The sequence below is a fragment of the Streptococcus sp. HMSC073F11 genome (genome assembly GCF_001810785.1).
Taxonomy (GTDB): domain Bacteria; phylum Bacillota; class Bacilli; order Lactobacillales; family Streptococcaceae; genus Streptococcus.
Genome location: NZ_KV802698.1, coordinates 1 through 17,506, shown reverse-complemented (window position 1 = coordinate 17,506; position 17,506 = coordinate 1). Strand labels below are relative to the sequence as shown.

Sequence of the window (17,506 nt, the reverse complement as noted above, 5' to 3'; positions counted from 1 at the left end):
TTGTAAACTAACTTACAAAAACTATTATACAAAATGGAATTTCGTTTTAGATAAAATTCTCTCAACTGTCATTTTTTTCTCCCCAAGTGTACTTTTTTAAGAAAAAAGCCGGGAAAATTCCCAGCTTTGCTACTATATTGATCCCAGCAGGATTCGAACCTGCGACCGTTCGCTTAGAAGGCGAATGCTCTATCCAGCTGAGCTATGAGACCTAATACAGCTATTCTACCAAAAATTCAATTGAAAGTCAATTTTCTATTTATGATAGGGCGAGCCCTGCTGTATTGTAAAAGCTCGATAGATTTGTTCAACAAGGACTAGTCTCATTAACTGATGGGGCAAGGTTAAACGACCAAAACTAACAGAGAGATTGGCTCTCTTTTTTACATCCTGTGCTAGTCCCAGACTCCCTCCAATAATAAATGTAAGAGTAGAAAATCCTTTTATAGAAGCTTCTTCTAATTGTTTACTAAATTCTTCTGAGGAGAAAGTTTTCCCTTCGATAGCCAACACAATCACGAAATCACGGTCACCAACTTTTGATAAAATTCTCTGACCTTCTATTTCTAAAATCTTTTGATTTTCTGATTCACTGGCCTTATCTGGTGTTTTTTCATCTGCCAGCTCTATCATTTCAAGCTTAGCAAATCGAGAAATTCGTTTTGAATACTCTGCAATACCATCTTTTAAATACTTTTCTTTCAGTTTCCCAACTGTTACAACTTTAATTTTCATGACTCTATTCTAACATATTCTCTATTTTTTCACACCTTATTCACAAAATAAAAGGTTAATTTTAGCCGAGAAAACCACAGATTTTTTAAAGTTATCCACAATCTGTGAAAAACTTTTGTGTTTAAGTTATAATTAAGCTAGTCAGTTTATACTTTCAGTAATTTCAAAAAAATGGAGGCAAATATGAAACATCTAAAAACATTTTACAAAAAATGGTTTCAATTATTAGTCGTTATCGTCATTAGCTTTATTAGTGGAGCCTTGGGTAGCTTTTCAATAAATCAACTAACTCAAAAAAGTACTGTAAGTAGCTCGAACAACAATAGTACTATTACACAGACTGCCTATAAGAATGAAAATTCAACAACACAGGCTGTTAACAAAGTAAAAGATGCCGTTGTTTCTGTTATTACTTATTCAGCAAATAGACAAAATAGCGTATTTGGCAATGAGGAGACTGATACAGATTCTCAGCAAATCTCTAGTGAAGGATCTGGGGTTATTTATAAGAAGAATGATAAAGAAGCTTACATCGTCACCAATAATCACGTTATAAATGGCGCCAGCAAAGTAGATATTCGTTTGTCAGATGGAACTAAAGTACCCGGAGAAATTGTCGGAGCGGACACTTTCTCTGATATTGCTGTCGTCAAAATCTCTTCAGAAAAAGTGACAACAGTAGCTGAGTTTGGTGATTCTAGCAAGTTAACCGTAGGAGAAACTGCCATTGCTATTGGTAGCCCATTGGGTTCTGAATATGCAAATACTGTCACTCAGGGTATTGTATCTAGTCTTAATCGAAATGTGTCCTTAAAGTCTGAAGATGGACAAGCCATTTCTACAAAAGCTATCCAAACTGATACTGCTATTAACCCAGGTAACTCTGGTGGCCCACTTATCAATATTCAAGGACAGGTTATCGGAATTACCTCAAGTAAAATTGCCACAAATGGAGGAACATCTGTAGAAGGTCTTGGTTTTGCAATCCCTGCAAATGATGCTATCAATATTATTGAACAGTTAGAAAAGAACGGAAAAGTGACTCGTCCAGCTTTGGGCATCCAAATGGTCAATCTCTCAAATATTAATACAAGTGATCTTAGAAGACTGAATATTCCAAGCAATGTAACATCTGGTGTAGTTGTTCGTTCTGTGCAAAGTAATATGCCTGCCAATGGTCACCTTGAAAAATACGATGTTATTACAAAAGTAGATGACAAGGAGATTGCTTCATCAACAGATTTACAAAGTGCTCTTTACAATCATTCTATCGGAGACACCATTAAGATAACTTACTATCGTAACAGTAAAGAAGAAACTACATCTATTAAACTTGACAAGAGTTCAGGTGATTTAGAATCTTAATTGACATCTATTTAAAGAAAGCTTTACATAAGAGAAAAGATGTGTTAGTGTAGAATCATGGAAAAATTTGAAATGATTTCTATCACGGATATACAAAAAAATCCCTATCAACCTCGAAAAGAATTTGATGGAGAAAAACTACATGAACTAGCACAGTCTATCAAAGAAAATGGGGTCATTCAACCGATTATTGTTCGTCAATCTCCTGTTATTGGTTATGAAATCCTTGCAGGAGAGAGACGCTATCGGGCTTCACTTTTAGCTGGTCTAACGTCTATCCCAGCTGTTGTTAAACAGCTTTCAGATCAAGAAATGATGGTCCAGTCCATCATTGAAAATTTGCAAAGAGAAAATTTAAATCCAATAGAAGAAGCACGCGCCTATGAATCTCTTGTAGAGAAAGGATTTACCCATGCTGAAATTGCAGATAAAATGGGGAAGTCTCGTCCTTATATCAGCAACTCCATTCGCTTGCTGTCCTTGTCAGAACAGATCCTTTCAGAAGTAGAAAATGGCAAACTATCACAAGCCCATGCGCGTTCTCTAGTTGGGTTAAATAAGGAACAACAAGACTATTTCTTTCAACGGATTATATGTGAAGACATTTCTGTAAGGAAATTAGAATCTCTTCTGACAGAGAAAAAACAAAAGAAACTTCAAAAAACGAATCATTTCATACAAAATGAAAAAGAACAGTTAAAAAAACTACTCGGATTAGATGTAGAAATCAAACTGTCTAAAAAAGACAGTGGAAAAATCATTATTTCTTTTTCAAATCAAGAAGAATACAGTAGAATTATCAACAGCCTGAAATAAGGCTGTTCTTTTATTTTTTTATCTCACAAGGTTATCCACTATTTTTTTCAAAAAAAAGCTTCATAAATCAACAGTTTCTGATTTTATCCCCAACCTGTGGATAAAACTTGATAACATTGTGGATTATTTTTCACAGCTTGTGGAAAATTCTTGCTATCTATGGTAAAATAAATCTAGCATTAAACTTTTAAATAGTAAAGGAGGAGAAAGGATTGAAAGAAAAACAATTTTGGAATCGTATATTAGAATTTGCACAAGAAAGACTAACTCGTTCCATGTATGATTTCTATGCTATTCAAGCTGAACTCATTAAGGTAGAAGAAAATGTTGCCACTATATTTTTACCACGATCTGAAATGGAAATGGTCTGGGAAAAACAACTAAAAGATATCATTGTAGTAGCTGGTTTTGAGATTTATGATGCTGAGATAACTCCCCACTATATTTTCATCAAACCTCAAGATACTACTGTCTCACAAGTTGAAGAAGCTCCAAATTCAACTCTTTATGACTATAGTCCAAAGTTAGCATCTATTCCTTATTCGGATACTGGATTAAAAGAAAAATATACCTTTGATAATTTTATTCAAGGGGATGGGAATGTTTGGGCAGTATCAGCCGCTTTGGCTGTTTCTGAAGATTTAGCCTTGACCTATAATCCTCTTTTTATCTATGGAGGACCTGGCCTTGGTAAGACTCACTTACTCAATGCAATTGGGAATGAGATTTTGAAAAATATTCCTGATGCGCGTGTTAAGTACATTCCTGCTGAAAGCTTTATAAACGACTTTCTTGAACATCTGAGACTGGGTGAAATGGATAAGTTCAAAAAAACCTACCGTAGCCTCGATCTCTTGTTAATTGATGATATTCAATCGCTGAGTGGAAAAAAAGTTGCAACTCAGGAAGAATTTTTCAATACTTTCAATGTTCTCCATAACAATCAAAAACAAATTGTTCTGACTAGTGATCGTAGCCCTAAACACTTAGAGGGCCTTGAAGAAAGACTTGTCACGCGCTTTAGCTGGGGCTTGACGCAAAACATCACACCACCTGACTTTGAGACACGTATTGCCATTTTACAAAGCAAAACAGAGAATTTAGACTACCATTTCCAAAGTGATACCCTAGAATACCTAGCTGGTCAATTTGATTCAAACGTCCGAGAACTTGAAGGAGCAATAAACGACATCACTTTAATTGCCAGAGTGAAGAAGATTAAGGATATCACTATCGATATCGCTGCAGAAGCTATTAGAGCTCGAAAACAAGATGTTAGCCAAATCCTCGTCATTCCAATTGATAAAATCCAAACTGAAGTAGGGAACTTCTATGGTGTTAGTGTCAAAGAAATGAAGGGAAGCAGACGCCTTCAAAATATTGTTTTGGCCCGTCAAGTAGCCATGTATTTATCTAGAGAATTAACAGATAATAGTCTTCCAAAAATTGGGAAGGAATTTGGTGGAAAAGATCACACAACAGTCATACATGCCCATGCCAAAATTAAATCTTTGATTGATGAAGACGATAATTTACGTTTAGAAATTGAATCCATCAAAAAGAAAATTAAATAACTTGTGGATAACTTTTACTTTATTATCTTTTTTATCCACATTTTTTAAACAAGCCAAAAAACTTGATATGACTTGTTTAAAGTCTGTTTTCCACAGATTTCACAGACCCTATTATTACTATTATCCTTCTAATACTAAAAATAAATAAAGGAGAATCCATGATTCATTTTTCAATTAATAAAAATTTATTTCTACAAGCCTTAAATACTACTAAGAGAGCTATTAGCTCTAAAAATGCCATTCCTATTTTATCAACCGTAAAAATTGAAGTAACCAATGAAGGTGTTACTTTAATTGGTTCAAATGGTCAAATTTCAATTGAAAATTTTATTTCTCAAAAAAATGAAGATGCTGGTTTGTTAATTACTTCTTTAGGTTCGATCCTTCTTGAAGCTTCTTTCTTCATCAATGTTGTATCTAGTCTACCTGATGTGACTCTTGATTTTAAAGAAATTGAACAAAATCAAATTGTTTTAACCAGCGGTAAATCAGAAATTACCCTAAAAGGAAAAGATAGTGAACAATATCCACGAATCCAAGAAATTTCAGCAAGCACTCCTTTGGTTCTTGAAACAAAATTACTCAAGAAAATTATCAATGAAACAGCTTTTGCTGCAAGTACACAAGAAAGTCGTCCAATTTTAACAGGTGTTCATTTTGTATTGAGCCAACACAAAGAGTTAAAAACAGTTGCAACAGACTCTCATCGTCTAAGCCAGAAAAAATTGACTCTTGAAAAAAATAGTGATGATTTTGATGTCGTGATTCCTAGCCGTTCTCTACGCGAATTTTCAGCAGTATTTACAGACGATATTGAAACTGTAGAGATTTTCTTTGCCAACAATCAAATCCTCTTTAGAAGCGAAAATATTAGCTTCTATACTCGTTTGTTAGAAGGTAACTATCCTGATACAGATCGCTTGATTCCGACAGACTTTAACACTACTATTACTTTTGATGTGGTAAACTTACGTCAGTCAATGGAGCGTGCTCGCCTTTTATCAAGTGCGACTCAAAATGGTACTGTGAAGCTTGAAATTAAAGGTGGTATTGTTAGCGCCCATGTTCATTCTCCAGAAGTTGGTAAAGTAAACGAAGAAATCGATACTGATCAGGTGACTGGTGAAGATTTGACTATTAGTTTCAACCCAACTTACTTGATTGATTCTCTTAAGGCTTTAAATAGCGAAAAGGTGACCATTAGCTTTATCTCAGCTGTTCGTCCATTTACTCTTGTGCCAGCAGACACTGATGAAGACTTCATGCAGCTCATTACACCAGTTCGTACAAATTAAGTGAAAGAGGTTGAGCCTGGCTCGCCTCTTTTATGATATAATCGAAAAAGAAAAGGAGAGTAGTATGTATCAAGTTGGAAATTTTGTTGAAATGAAAAAACCACATGCTTGCACCATCAAGTCAACAGGTAAAAAGGCCAATCGTTGGGAAATTACACGTGTAGGAGCAGATATCAAAATTAAATGTAGCAATTGTGACCATGTTGTCATGATGGGGCGCTATGATTTTGATCGAAAAATGAATAAAATTATTGACTGAAACCCCTCAGTTAGAGGGTTAGCAAGTTTTCCCTTTTTGTGTTATAATATTAGGGATTGAAATAAAAACGGAGAATGAGAAAATATGGCTTTAACAGCAGGTATCGTTGGTTTGCCAAACGTTGGTAAATCAACACTATTTAATGCAATTACAAAAGCAGGAGCAGAGGCTGCAAACTATCCATTTGCGACGATTGATCCAAACGTTGGAATGGTTGAGGTTCCAGATGAACGCCTACAAAAATTGACTGAAATGATCACTCCTAAAAAGACAGTTCCAACAACATTTGAATTTACAGATATCGCAGGAATTGTAAAAGGAGCTTCAAAAGGAGAAGGGCTAGGGAATAAATTCTTGGCTAATATCCGTGAAGTAGACGCGATTGTTCACGTAGTTCGTGCTTTTGATGATGAAAATGTGATGCGCGAGCAAGGACGTGAAGACGCCTTTGTAGATCCACTTGCAGATATTGATACTATTAACCTGGAGTTGATTCTTGCTGACTTAGAATCAGTTAATAAGCGTTATGCGCGTGTAGAAAAGATGGCACGTACGCAAAAAGATAAAGAATCAGTAGCTGAGTTTAATGTTCTTCAAAAGATTAAACCAGTCCTAGAAGATGGAAAATCAGCTCGAACTATTGAATTTACAGATGAAGAACAAAAAGTTGTCAAAGGTCTCTTCCTTTTGACGACTAAACCAGTGCTCTATGTTGCCAATGTGGATGAGGATGTTGTTTCAGAACCTGACTCTATCGACTATGTTAAACAAATTCGTGAATTCGCAGCGACAGAAAATGCTGAAGTAGTCGTTATTTCTGCGCGTGCTGAGGAAGAAATTTCTGAGTTAGACGAAGAAGATAAGCAAGAGTTTCTTGAAGCACTTGGTTTGACAGAGTCAGGCGTTGACAAGTTGACTCGTGCAGCTTACCACTTACTTGGATTGGGAACTTACTTCACAGCTGGTGAAAAAGAAGTTCGTGCTTGGACCTTTAAGCGAGGGATGAAAGCTCCTCAAGCAGCTGGTATTATCCACTCAGACTTTGAAAAAGGGTTTATTCGTGCAGTAACAATGTCATATGAGGATCTAGTGAAATATGGATCTGAAAAGGCTGTAAAAGAAGCTGGGCGTTTGCGTGAAGAAGGAAAAGAATATATCGTTCAAGATGGCGATATCATGGAATTCCGCTTTAACGTTTAATAATATTTAATAAATAGTGTCAATTAGGTTGGAAAAAAATTCCAACCCTTTTGGCTTTCGAAAGGAAAAATAAATGACCAAATTACTTGTAGGATTGGGAAATCCAGGGGATAAATATTTTGAAACCAAGCACAACGTTGGATTTATGTTGATTGACCAACTAGCTAAAAAACAAAATGTCACCTTTACACATGACAAGATATTTCAAGCTGACCTAGCATCTTTTTTCATCAATGGAGAAAAAATTTATCTCGTCAAACCAACAACATTTATGAATGAAAGTGGAAAAGCGGTTCATGCTTTATTGACTTACTATGGTTTGGATATTGAAAATTTACTCGTTATTTACGACGACCTTGACATGGAAGTCGGGAAAATTCGTTTAAGAGCAAAGGGATCAGCAGGTGGTCATAATGGTATCAAGTCTATTATTCAACATATAGGGACTCAGGTATTTAACCGTGTTAAAATAGGTATTGGAAGACCTAAAAAAGGCATGTCAGTTGTTCATCATGTTTTAAGTAAGTTTGATCAGGATGACTATGTGGGTATTTTACAGTCAATTGACAAGGTTGACGATGCTGTAAATTATTATTTACAAGAAAAAAACTTTGAGAAAACAATGCAGAGGTATAACAGCTAAATGGTGACTTTATTAGATTTATTCTCAGAAAATGACCAGATAAAAAAATGGCATCAAAATCTGATAGATAAGAAAAGACAACTAATACTTGGTTTATCAACGTCTACCAAGGCTCTTGCAATTGCAAGTAGTTTGAGACAGGAAGATAAGATTGTGTTATTGACGTCAACTTATGGAGGAGCAGAAGGACTTGTTAGTGATCTTATATCTGTCTTGGGTGAGGAACTTATCTATCCATTTTTGGTAGATGACTCCCCTATGGTCGAGTTTTTGATGTCTTCACAAGAAAAAATCATTTCACGGGTTGAAGCCTTGCGTTTTTTGACTGATTCATCTAAGAAAGGGATTTTAGTTTGTAATATCGCAGCAAGTCGATTGATTTTACCGTCTCCCAATATATTTAAAGATAGTATTGTAAAAATAACAGTTGGTGAAGAATATGACCAACACGCACTTATCCATCAGTTAAAAGAGATAGGCTATCGAAAAGTTACACAAGTACAAACTCAGGGAGAGTTTAGTATACGAGGAGATATTTTAGATATTTTTGAAATATCCCAGTTAGAACCTTGCCGAATTGAGTTTTTTGGTGATGAAATTGATGGTATTAGGTTATTTGAAGTCGAAACACAATTATCGAAAGAAAATCAGACAGAACTCACTATCTTTCCAGCTAGTGATATGCTTTTGAGAGAAAAGGATTATCAACGAGGACAGTCAGCTTTAGAAAAACAAATTTCAAAAACGTTATCACCGATTTTGAAATCCTATCTAGAAGAAATTCTTTCAAGTTTTCACCAAAAACAAATACATTCAGATTCACGGAAGTTTTTATCTTTGTGCTATGAAAAGACATGGACTGTCTTTGACTATATTGAAAAAGATACCCCAGTATTCTTTGATGATTATCAGAAATTGATGAATCAGTATGAAGTCTTTGAAAGGGAGTTAGCACAATACTTTACAGAAGAATTACAGAACAGTAAAGCATTTTCTGAGATGCAGTATTTTGCAGATACAGAGCAAATCTATAAAAAGCAGAGTCCGGTTACCTTTTTCTCTAATCTGCAAAAGGGGTTAGGCAATCTCAAGTTTGACCAAATTTATCAATTTAATCAATATCCTATGCAGGAGTTTTTCAATCAATTTTCTTTTCTAAAAGAAGAAATTGAGCGATACAAAAAAATGGATTATACTATTATCCTGCAGTCTAGCAATTCAATGGGAAGTAAAACATTGGAGGATGTTTTAGAGGAATACCAGATTAAATTGGATTCTAGAGATAAGTCAAGTGTTTGTAAAGAATCTGTAAACTTAATTGAGGGTAATCTCAGACATGGTTTTCATTTTGTAGATGAAAAGGTTTTATTGATAACTGAACATGAGATTTTTCAAAAGAAATTGAAACGTCGTTTTCGAAGACAACATGTTTCAAACGCAGAGAGATTAAAAGATTACAATGAACTTGAAAAAGGAGATTACGTTGTTCACCATATCCATGGAATTGGTCAATATCTAGGGATTGAAACAATTGAAATCAAAGGGATTCACCGTGATTATGTCAGTGTTCAATACCAAAACGGGGATCAAATCTCTATCCCAGTGGAACAGATTCATCTACTTTCCAAATACGTTTCAAGTGACGGTAAAGCTCCTAAACTCAATAAATTAAATGACGGTCATTTCAAAAAAGCCAAGCAAAAAGTTAAGAACCAGGTAGAGGATATAGCTGACGATTTAATCAAACTTTATTCTGAGCGCAGCCAGTTGAAGGGTTTTGCTTTCTCAGCTGATGATGAGGATCAACATGCTTTTGATGATGCCTTCCCTTATGTTGAAACGGATGATCAACTTCGTAGTGTTGAGGAAATCAAGAGAGATATGCAGGCTTCTCAACCAATGGATCGACTTTTAGTTGGGGATGTTGGTTTTGGAAAGACTGAAGTTGCTATGCGTGCAGCCTTTAAGGCAGTCAATGATCACAAACAGGTTGTCGTTCTAGTTCCGACGACGGTTTTAGCGCAACAGCACTATACGAATTTTAAGGAACGATTCCAAAATTTTGCAGTTAATATTGATGTGTTGAGTCGCTTTAGAAGTAAAAAAGAGCAGACTGAAACACTTGAAAAATTGAAAAAGGGTCAAGTTGATATTCTGATTGGAACACATCGTGTTTTGTCAAAAGATGTTGTGTTTGCTGATTTGGGCTTAATGATTATTGATGAGGAGCAGCGATTTGGTGTCAAGCATAAGGAAACCTTGAAAGAACTGAAAAAACAAGTAGATGTTCTGACCTTGACAGCAACGCCAATTCCTCGTACCCTTCACATGTCTATGCTGGGAATCAGAGATTTGTCTGTTATTGAAACTCCGCCGACTAATCGTTATCCTGTTCAGACCTATGTTTTGGAAAAGAATGATAGTGTGATTCGTGATGCTGTCTTACGTGAAATGGACCGTGGAGGTCAAGTTTACTATCTTTACAATAAAGTTGACACAATTGATCAGAAGGTTTCAGAATTACAGGAGTTGATTCCAGAGGCTTCAATTGGGTATGTTCATGGGCAAATGAGTGAGATTCAGTTAGAAAATACTCTACTAGATTTCATTGAAGGTCAGTATGATATCTTGGTGACAACTACCATTATTGAGACAGGGGTGGACATTCCAAATGCCAATACTTTATTTATTGAAAATGCGGACCATATGGGCTTGTCAACCTTGTATCAGTTAAGAGGAAGAGTTGGTCGTAGTAATCGTATTGCTTATGCTTATCTCATGTATCGTCCGGAAAAATCAATCAGTGAAGTATCTGAAAAGAGATTAGAAGCAATCAAAGGATTTACAGAATTGGGCTCCGGATTTAAGATTGCAATGCGAGATCTTTCGATTCGCGGAGCAGGAAATCTTTTAGGGAAATCCCAGTCTGGTTTCATTGATTCTGTTGGTTTTGAATTGTATTCGCAATTATTGGAGGAAGCTATTGCTAAACGACATGGTAATGGGAACACAAGAACCAAAGGGAATGCTGAGTTGATTTTACAAATTGATGCCTATCTTCCTGATACCTATATTTCTGATCAACGACATAAGATTGAAATTTACAAGAAAATTCGTCAAATTGACAACCGTGCCAACTATGAAGAGTTACAAGAAGAGTTGATGGACCGCTTTGGAGAGTACCCAGACGTGGTAGCCTATCTTTTAGAGATTGGTTTGGTTAAGTCTTATCTTGACAAGGTCTTTGTTCAACGTGTGGAAAGAAAAGATAATAAGATTACAGTACAATTTGAAAAAGTCACTCAGCGATTGTTTTTGGCTCAAGATTATTTTAAATCTTTATCTGCAACGAATTTAAAAGCAGCCATAACTGAGAATAAGGGATTAATGGAAGTTGTATTTGACATCCGAAACAAGAAGGACTATGAAATTTTAGAAGGTCTGCTCATTTTTGGAGAAAGTTTATTAGAGATAAAAGAATCAAAGGAAGCAATTTCCCTTTAACATTTTTCTTCTATAAAAGGGATAAAAATGGTACAATAATAATTTGAGGTAATAAAAATGAGATTAGACAAATATTTAAAAGTATCAAGAATTATCAAGCGTCGTACAGTCGCAAAAGAAGTAGCAGATAAAGGTAGAATCAAGGTAAATGGAATCTTGGCAAAAAGTTCAACGGATTTGAAAGTTAATGACCAAGTTGAAATTCGATTTGGAAATAAGTTGCTACTTGTAAAAGTACTGGAGATGAAAGATAGTACAAAAAAAGAAGATGCAGCAGGCATGTATGAAATTATCAGTGAAACACGGGTAGAAGAAAATGTCTAAAAATATCGTACAATTGAATAATTCTTTTATTCAAAATGAACACCAACGTCGTCGCTATCTGATGAAAGAACGACAAAAACGTAATCGTTTCATGGGTTGGGTTCTTATTTTGATGATTTTATTGTTCATTTTACCAACTTATAATCTTGCTCAAAGTTATCACCAATTACTCCAAAGACGTCAACAGTTATCAGACTTGCAAACTCAGTATCAAACCTTAAGTGAGGAAAAGGAGAAAGAGACAGCTTTTGCTACAAAGTTGAAAGATGAAGATTACGCTGCTAAATACATGCGTGCAAAATATTATTATTCTAAGAATCGGGAAGCTGTTTATACGATTCCTGACTTGCTCCCAAGGTGATAAAATGGAAAATTTATTAGATGTAATAGAGCAATTTTTGAGTCTATCGGATGAAAAACTAGAAGAGTTGGCTGATAAAAATCAATTATTGCGTTTACAAGAAGAAAAGGAAAGGAAGAATGCGTAAGTTCTTAATTATTTTGTTGCTACCGAGTTTTTTGACTATTTCAAAAGTCGTTAGCACAGAAAAAGAAGTCGTCTATACTTCGAAAGAAATTTATTACCTTTCACAATCTGACTTTGGTATTTATTTTAGAGAAAAATTAAGTTCTCCCATGGTTTATGGAGAGGTTCCTGTTTATGCGAATGAAGATTTAGTAGTGGAATCTGGAAAATTGACTCCCCAAACAAGTTTTCAAATAACCGAGTGGCACTTAAATAAACAAGGAATTCCGGTATTTAAGCTATCAAATCATCAATTTATAGCTGCGGACAAACGATTTTTATATGATCAATCAGAGGTAACTCCAACAATAAAAAAAGTATGGTTAGAATCTGATTTTAAATTGTATAACAGTCCTTATGACTTAAAAGAAGTGAAATCATCCTTATCAGCTTATTCGCAAGTATCAATTGATAAGACCATGTTTGTAGAAGGAAGAGAATTTCTACATATTGATCAGGCTGGATGGGTAGCTAAAGAATCAACTTCTGAAGAAGATAATCGGATGAGTAAAGTCCAAGAAATGTTATCGGAAAAATATCAGAAGGATTCATTTTCTATTTATGTTAAGCAACTGACTACTGGAAAAGAAGCTGGTATCAATCAAGATGAAAAGATGTATGCGGCTAGTGTTTTGAAACTCCCTTATCTTTATTATACGCAAGAAAAAATAAATGAAGGTCTTTATCAGTTAGATACGACTGTAAAATACATATCTGCAGTCAATGATTTTCCAGGTTCCTATAAACCAGAAGGAAGTGGTAGTCTTCCTAAAAAAGAGGATAATAAAGAGTATTCTCTAAAGGATTTAATTACGAAAGTATCAAAAGAATCTGATAATGTAGCTCATAATCTATTGGGATATTACATTTCAAACCAATCTGATGCCACATTCAAATCCAAGATGTCTGCTATTATGGGAGATGATTGGGATTCCAAAGAAAAATTGATTTCTTCTAAGATGGCTGGGAAGGTTATGGAGGCAATTTATAATCAAAATGGATTTGTATTGGAGTCTTTGACTAAAACAGATTTTGATAATGAGAGAATTGCCAAAGGTGTTTCTGTTAAAGTAGCTCATAAAATTGGAGATGCGGATGAATTTAAGCATGATACAGGTGTTGTCTATGCAGATTCTCCATTTATTCTTTCTATTTTCACTAAAAATTCTGATTATGATACGATTTCTAAGATAGCCAAAGATGTTTATGAGGTTCTAAAATGAGGGAACAAGATTTTTTAAATCATTTTCTCAAGAAGGGATATTTCAAAAAGCATGCTAAGGTGGTTCTAGCTCTTTCTGGTGGATTAGATTCTATGTTTCTATTTAAGGTGTTATCTACGTATCAAAAAGAGTTAGAAATTGAATTGATTCTAGCTCATGTGAATCATAAGCAGAGAGTAGAATCAGATTGGGAAGAACAGGAATTAAGGAAGTTAGCTGCTGAAGCAGAGCTTCCTATTTATATCAGCAATTTTTCAGGAGAATTTTCAGAAGCGCGTGCACGAAATTTTCGTTATGATTTTTTTCAAGAGGTCATGAAAAAGACAGGTGCGACAGCCTTAGTCACTGCCCACCATGCTGATGATCAGGTGGAAACGATTTTGATGCGCTTGATTCGAGGAACTCGTTTGCGCTATCTATCAGGAATTAAGGAGAAGCAAGTAGTCGGAGAGATAGAAATCATTCGTCCCTTCTTGCATTTTCAGAAAAAAGACTTCCTATCAATTTTTCATTTTGAAGATACATCAAATAAGGAAAATCATTATTTTCGCAATCGTATTCGAAACTCATACTTACCAGAATTAGAAAAAGAAAATCCTAGATTTAGAGATGCAATCTTAAGTATCGGTAATGAAATTTTAGATTATGACTTAGCTATAGCTGAATTATCAAAAAATATTGATGTAGAAAATTTATATCAGCTATTGTCTTACTCTGAGTCGACACAAAGAGTTTTACTTCAAACTTATCTGAATCATTTTCCAGATTTGAATCTTACAAAAGCTCAGTTTGAAGAAGTTAGACAAATTTTAAAAACTAAAAGCCAGTATCGTCATCCGCTTAAAAATGGTTATGAATTAGTAAAAGAGTATCAACAGTTTCGGATTTGTAAAATCAGTCCTCAGTCTGATGAAAAGGAAGATGAACTTGTGTTACACTATCAAAATCAGGTATCTTATCAAGGATATTTATTTTCCTTTGGACTTCCTTTAGATGGTGAATTAATTCAGCAGGTACCTGTTTCACGGGAAACATCAGTACACATTCGTCATCGGAAAACAGGAGATTTTTTGATTCAAAATGGGCATAGAAAAAAACTCAGACGTCTATTTATTGATTTGAAAATCCCTATGGAAAAGCGAAAATCAGCTCTGATTATTGAGCAATTTGGTGAAATTGTCTCAATTTTGGGAATTGCGACCAGTAATTTGAGTAAAAACACGAAAAATGATATAATGAACACTGTACTTTATATAGAAAAAATAGATAGGTAAAAAAATGTTAGAAAACGATATTAAAAAAATCCTCGTTTCACACGATGAAATTACAGAAGCTGCTAAAAAATTAGGTGCTCAATTAACTAAAGACTATGCAGGAAAAAATCCAATCTTAGTTGGGATTTTAAAAGGATCTATTCCTTTTATGGCTGAATTAGTCAAACATATCGACACACATATTGAAATGGACTTCATGATGGTTTCTAGCTATCATGGTGGAACAGCAAGTAGCGGTGTCATCAATATCAAGCAAGATGTAACTCAAGACATCAAAGGAAGACATGTTTTATTTGTAGAAGATATCATTGATACAGGTCAAACTTTGAAGAATTTGCGAGATATGTTTATTGCAAGAGAAGCAGCTTCTGTTCACATTGCAACCTTGTTGGATAAACCAGAAGGACGTGTTGTAGAAATTGAGGCTGACTATACCTGCTTTACTATTCCAAATGAGTTTGTAGTAGGTTATGGTTTAGACTACAAAGAAAATTATCGTAACCTTCCTTATGTTGGAGTATTGAAAGAAGAAGTATATTCAAATTAGAAAGAACAATTTTTAATGAAAAAACAAAATAATGGTTTAATTAAAAATCCTTTTCTATGGTTATTACTTATTTTTTTCCTAGTTACAGCTTACCAGTATTTCAGTACAGGTAGTGTTGCAGGGAAAAGTGAGCAAATTAATTATACAGAATTGGTAAAAGAAATTACCGATGACAATGTAAAAGAATTGACTTACCAACCAAATGGTAGTGTTATCGAAGTTTCGGGTGTATATAAAAATCCTAAAACAAGTAAAGAAGAAACAGGAATTCAGTTCTTTTCTCCTTCTGCCATAACAGTAGAGAAATTTTCAAGTATTATTCTTCCTTCAGATACTACAGTATCCGAATTGCAAAAACTTGCTTCTGACCATAAAGCGGAAGTAACTGTTAAGCATGAAAGTTCAAGTGGTATGTGGATTAATATTCTTGTATCCATTGTGCCATTCGGTATTCTTTTCTTCTTCCTATTCTCTATGATGGGAAATATGGGAGGAAATAATAGTCGTAACCCAATGAGTTTTGGACGTAGCAAGGCTAAAGCTGCAAATAAAGAAGATATTAAAGTAAGATTTTCAGATGTTGCTGGAGCTGAGGAAGAAAAACAAGAATTAGTTGAAGTCGTTGAATTCTTAAAAGATCCAAAACGATTTACAAAACTTGGAGCCCGTATTCCAGCAGGTGTTCTTTTGGAGGGACCTCCGGGAACAGGTAAAACTTTGCTTGCTAAGGCAGTAGCCGGAGAAGCAGGTGTTCCATTCTTTAGTATCTCAGGTTCTGACTTTGTAGAAATGTTTGTCGGAGTTGGAGCTAGTCGTGTTCGTTCTCTTTTTGAAGATGCAAAAAAAGCAGCACCAGCTATTATCTTTATTGATGAAATTGATGCTGTTGGACGTCAACGTGGAGTCGGTCTCGGCGGAGGTAATGACGAACGTGAACAAACCTTGAACCAACTTTTGATTGAGATGGATGGTTTTGAGGGTAATGAAGGGATTATTGTCATCGCTGCGACAAACCGTTCAGATGTACTTGACCCTGCCCTTTTGCGTCCAGGACGTTTTGATAGAAAAGTATTGGTTGGCCGTCCTGATGTTAAAGGTCGTGAAGCAATCTTGAAAGTTCATGCTAAGAACAAGCCTTTAGCAGAAGATGTTGATTTGAAATTAGTAGCTCAACAAACTCCAGGTTTTGTTGGTGCTGATTTAGAGAATGTATTGAATGAAGCGGCTCTAGTTGCTGCTCGTCGCAATAAATCGATAATTGATGCTTCTGATATTGATGAAGCAGAAGATAGAGTTATTGCTGGACCTTCTAAGAAAGATAAGACAGTTTCACAAAAAGAACGTGAATTGGTTGCTTACCATGAGGCAGGACATACCATTGTTGGTCTAGTCTTATCGAATGCCCGTGTTGTTCATAAGGTTACAATTGTACCAAGAGGTCGTGCAGGTGGTTACATGATTGCACTTCCTAAGGAAGATCAAATGCTTCTATCTAAAGAAGATATGAAAGAGCAATTGGCTGGCTTGATGGGTGGACGTGTAGCTGAAGAAATTATCTTTAACGTCCAAACTACAGGAGCTTCAAACGACTTTGAACAAGCGACACAAATGGCGCGTGCAATGGTTACAGAGTACGGGATGAGTGAAAAACTTGGTCCAGTTCAATATGAAGGAAATCATGCCATGTTTGGTGCACAAAGTCCTCAAAAATCAATTTCAGAACAAACAGCTTATGAAATTGACGAAGAGGTTCGTTCATTATTGAATGAAGCACGAAATAAAGCTGCTGAAATTATTCAGTCAAATCGTGAAACTCACAAGTTGATTGCAGAAGCATTATTGAAATACGAAACGTTGGATAGTACACAAATTAAATCTCTTTACGAAACAGGAAAGATGCCTGAAACAGTAGAAGAGGAATCTCATGCACTATCTTATGATGAAGTAAAGTCAAAAATGAATGACGAAAAATAACCCAAAGAGAGGCGTATCCTCTCTTTTTTGTGCAGTTGAGGAGGTAAAGGGTGCAGAATGGATGAAATGAACCCAATTAGCTTTTAGATTTGTTAAACTGTATCTAGAAAGGGGAAGATTATGCTTAAAGAATTGTATAAAGAAGTCCAAGGAATTGTATATAAGTGTAGAAATGAATATTACCTTCATTTATTGGAGCTATCGGATTGGGATCAAGAGGGAATGATTTGCTTACATGAATTGATTA

The 17,506-nt window shown here is 35.2% G+C and carries 16 protein-coding genes, 1 tRNA gene and 1 pseudogene; 16 read left to right on the top strand and 2 right to left on the bottom strand.

Annotated elements, in window-relative coordinates; all coding sequences use genetic code 11:
• Positions 1 to 138: 138 nt before the first annotated feature.
• Positions 139 to 212, bottom strand: a tRNA-Arg gene (locus HMPREF2764_RS06855).
• 43 nt (positions 213 to 255) lie between these two features.
• On the bottom strand, positions 256 to 735 hold the full coding sequence (gene rlmH / locus HMPREF2764_RS06850) for a 23S rRNA (pseudouridine(1915)-N(3))-methyltransferase RlmH (RefSeq protein WP_000695934.1): 480 nt from the start codon (positions 733 to 735) through the stop codon (positions 256 to 258).
• 183 nt (positions 736 to 918) lie between these two features.
• Here rlmH and HMPREF2764_RS06845 point away from each other — a divergent pair, with 183 nt between their 5' ends.
• The 16 genes and pseudogenes from HMPREF2764_RS06845 to HMPREF2764_RS06770 all read left to right on the top strand — a co-directional run.
• Positions 919 to 2,100 carry a serine protease HtrA gene (locus HMPREF2764_RS06845; RefSeq protein WP_070528289.1) on the top strand — a complete coding sequence of 394 codons (1,182 nt, stop codon included), beginning with the start codon at positions 919 to 921 and terminating at the stop codon, positions 2,098 to 2,100.
• 57 nt (positions 2,101 to 2,157) lie between these two features.
• Entirely contained in the window at positions 2,158 to 2,916 is a 759-nt protein-coding gene (locus tag HMPREF2764_RS06840) for a ParB/RepB/Spo0J family partition protein (RefSeq protein WP_049543465.1), read from the top strand.
• Between the two features lie 212 nt (positions 2,917 to 3,128).
• Positions 3,129 to 4,490 (top strand): chromosomal replication initiator protein DnaA, encoded by a 1,362-nt coding sequence (gene dnaA, locus HMPREF2764_RS06835; protein ID WP_004255267.1) that lies wholly within the window; start codon positions 3,129 to 3,131, stop codon positions 4,488 to 4,490.
• Positions 4,491 to 4,648: 158 nt separating this feature from the next.
• Complete coding sequence (gene dnaN, locus HMPREF2764_RS06830) at positions 4,649 to 5,785, top strand: DNA polymerase III subunit beta (RefSeq protein ID WP_070528286.1); 1,137 nt, start codon at positions 4,649 to 4,651, stop codon at positions 5,783 to 5,785.
• A gap of 64 nt (positions 5,786 to 5,849) precedes the next feature.
• On the top strand, positions 5,850 to 6,044 hold the full coding sequence (locus HMPREF2764_RS06825) for a DUF951 domain-containing protein (protein ID WP_000285186.1): 195 nt from the start codon (positions 5,850 to 5,852) through the stop codon (positions 6,042 to 6,044).
• An 84-nt stretch (positions 6,045 to 6,128) separates the two neighbouring features.
• The gene (gene ychF / locus HMPREF2764_RS06820) at positions 6,129 to 7,244 is read left to right on the top strand and encodes a redox-regulated ATPase YchF (RefSeq protein ID WP_001218713.1); all 1,116 of its coding nucleotides are present in this window, start codon (positions 6,129 to 6,131) and stop codon (positions 7,242 to 7,244) included.
• A 73-nt stretch (positions 7,245 to 7,317) separates the two neighbouring features.
• Positions 7,318 to 7,887, top strand: a complete 570-nt coding sequence (gene pth, locus HMPREF2764_RS06815) for an aminoacyl-tRNA hydrolase (RefSeq protein ID WP_049479916.1) — start codon at positions 7,318 to 7,320, stop codon at positions 7,885 to 7,887.
• On the top strand, positions 7,888 to 11,391 hold the full coding sequence (mfd, locus tag HMPREF2764_RS06810; RefSeq protein WP_070528282.1) for a transcription-repair coupling factor: 3,504 nt from the start codon (positions 7,888 to 7,890) through the stop codon (positions 11,389 to 11,391). It abuts the gene before it with no gap.
• 57 nt (positions 11,392 to 11,448) lie between these two features.
• On the top strand, positions 11,449 to 11,715 hold the full coding sequence (locus HMPREF2764_RS06805; RefSeq protein ID WP_001234978.1) for an RNA-binding S4 domain-containing protein: 267 nt from the start codon (positions 11,449 to 11,451) through the stop codon (positions 11,713 to 11,715).
• Complete coding sequence (locus HMPREF2764_RS06800) at positions 11,708 to 12,076, top strand: septum formation initiator family protein (RefSeq protein ID WP_000041905.1); 369 nt, start codon at positions 11,708 to 11,710, stop codon at positions 12,074 to 12,076. Before HMPREF2764_RS06805 ends, HMPREF2764_RS06800 begins: the two co-directional genes overlap by 8 nt.
• A gap of 4 nt (positions 12,077 to 12,080) precedes the next feature.
• Positions 12,081 to 12,203: an SP_0009 family protein gene (locus HMPREF2764_RS10335; RefSeq protein WP_000429334.1), complete on the top strand. Its 123-nt coding sequence runs from the start codon at positions 12,081 to 12,083 to the stop codon at positions 12,201 to 12,203.
• Positions 12,196 to 13,464 carry a serine hydrolase gene (locus tag HMPREF2764_RS06790; protein ID WP_004255257.1) on the top strand — a complete coding sequence of 423 codons (1,269 nt, stop codon included), beginning with the start codon at positions 12,196 to 12,198 and terminating at the stop codon, positions 13,462 to 13,464. Before HMPREF2764_RS10335 ends, HMPREF2764_RS06790 begins: the two co-directional genes overlap by 8 nt.
• A complete protein-coding gene (gene tilS, locus HMPREF2764_RS06785) occupies positions 13,461 to 14,738 on the top strand; it encodes a tRNA lysidine(34) synthetase TilS (RefSeq protein ID WP_001209052.1) in 1,278 nt (425 codons plus the stop codon). Before HMPREF2764_RS06790 ends, tilS begins: the two co-directional genes overlap by 4 nt.
• Positions 14,739 to 14,742: 4 nt before the next feature.
• A complete protein-coding gene (hpt, locus tag HMPREF2764_RS06780) occupies positions 14,743 to 15,285 on the top strand; it encodes a hypoxanthine phosphoribosyltransferase (protein ID WP_000892173.1) in 543 nt (180 codons plus the stop codon).
• 15 nt (positions 15,286 to 15,300) lie between these two features.
• Positions 15,301 to 17,259 (top strand): ATP-dependent zinc metalloprotease FtsH, encoded by a 1,959-nt coding sequence (ftsH, locus tag HMPREF2764_RS06775; protein WP_070528279.1) that lies wholly within the window; start codon positions 15,301 to 15,303, stop codon positions 17,257 to 17,259.
• Positions 17,260 to 17,379: 120 nt separating this feature from the next.
• Positions 17,380 to 17,506: pseudogene (locus tag HMPREF2764_RS06770) on the top strand (sigma-70 family RNA polymerase sigma factor); the annotation flags it as partial.

Coding starts and splice junctions, on each gene's coding strand:
- HMPREF2764_RS06825 (WP_000285186.1), top strand. CDS start 5,850: ATGTATCAAGTTGGAAATTTTGTTGAAATGAAAAAACCACATGCTTGC.
- mfd (WP_070528282.1), top strand. CDS start 7,888: ATGGTGACTTTATTAGATTTATTCTCAGAAAATGACCAGATAAAAAAA.
- HMPREF2764_RS06800 (WP_000041905.1), top strand. CDS start 11,708: ATGTCTAAAAATATCGTACAATTGAATAATTCTTTTATTCAAAATGAA.
- HMPREF2764_RS06845 (WP_070528289.1), top strand. CDS start 919: ATGAAACATCTAAAAACATTTTACAAAAAATGGTTTCAATTATTAGTC.
- ftsH (WP_070528279.1), top strand. CDS start 15,301: ATGAAAAAACAAAATAATGGTTTAATTAAAAATCCTTTTCTATGGTTA.
- dnaN (WP_070528286.1), top strand. CDS start 4,649: ATGATTCATTTTTCAATTAATAAAAATTTATTTCTACAAGCCTTAAAT.
- rlmH (WP_000695934.1), bottom strand. CDS start 735: ATGAAAATTAAAGTTGTAACAGTTGGGAAACTGAAAGAAAAGTATTTA.
- tilS (WP_001209052.1), top strand. CDS start 13,461: ATGAGGGAACAAGATTTTTTAAATCATTTTCTCAAGAAGGGATATTTC.
- pth (WP_049479916.1), top strand. CDS start 7,318: ATGACCAAATTACTTGTAGGATTGGGAAATCCAGGGGATAAATATTTT.
- HMPREF2764_RS06805 (WP_001234978.1), top strand. CDS start 11,449: ATGAGATTAGACAAATATTTAAAAGTATCAAGAATTATCAAGCGTCGT.
- HMPREF2764_RS06790 (WP_004255257.1), top strand. CDS start 12,196: ATGCGTAAGTTCTTAATTATTTTGTTGCTACCGAGTTTTTTGACTATT.
- hpt (WP_000892173.1), top strand. CDS start 14,743: ATGTTAGAAAACGATATTAAAAAAATCCTCGTTTCACACGATGAAATT.
- HMPREF2764_RS06840 (WP_049543465.1), top strand. CDS start 2,158: ATGGAAAAATTTGAAATGATTTCTATCACGGATATACAAAAAAATCCC.
- HMPREF2764_RS10335 (WP_000429334.1), top strand. CDS start 12,081: ATGGAAAATTTATTAGATGTAATAGAGCAATTTTTGAGTCTATCGGAT.
- ychF (WP_001218713.1), top strand. CDS start 6,129: ATGGCTTTAACAGCAGGTATCGTTGGTTTGCCAAACGTTGGTAAATCA.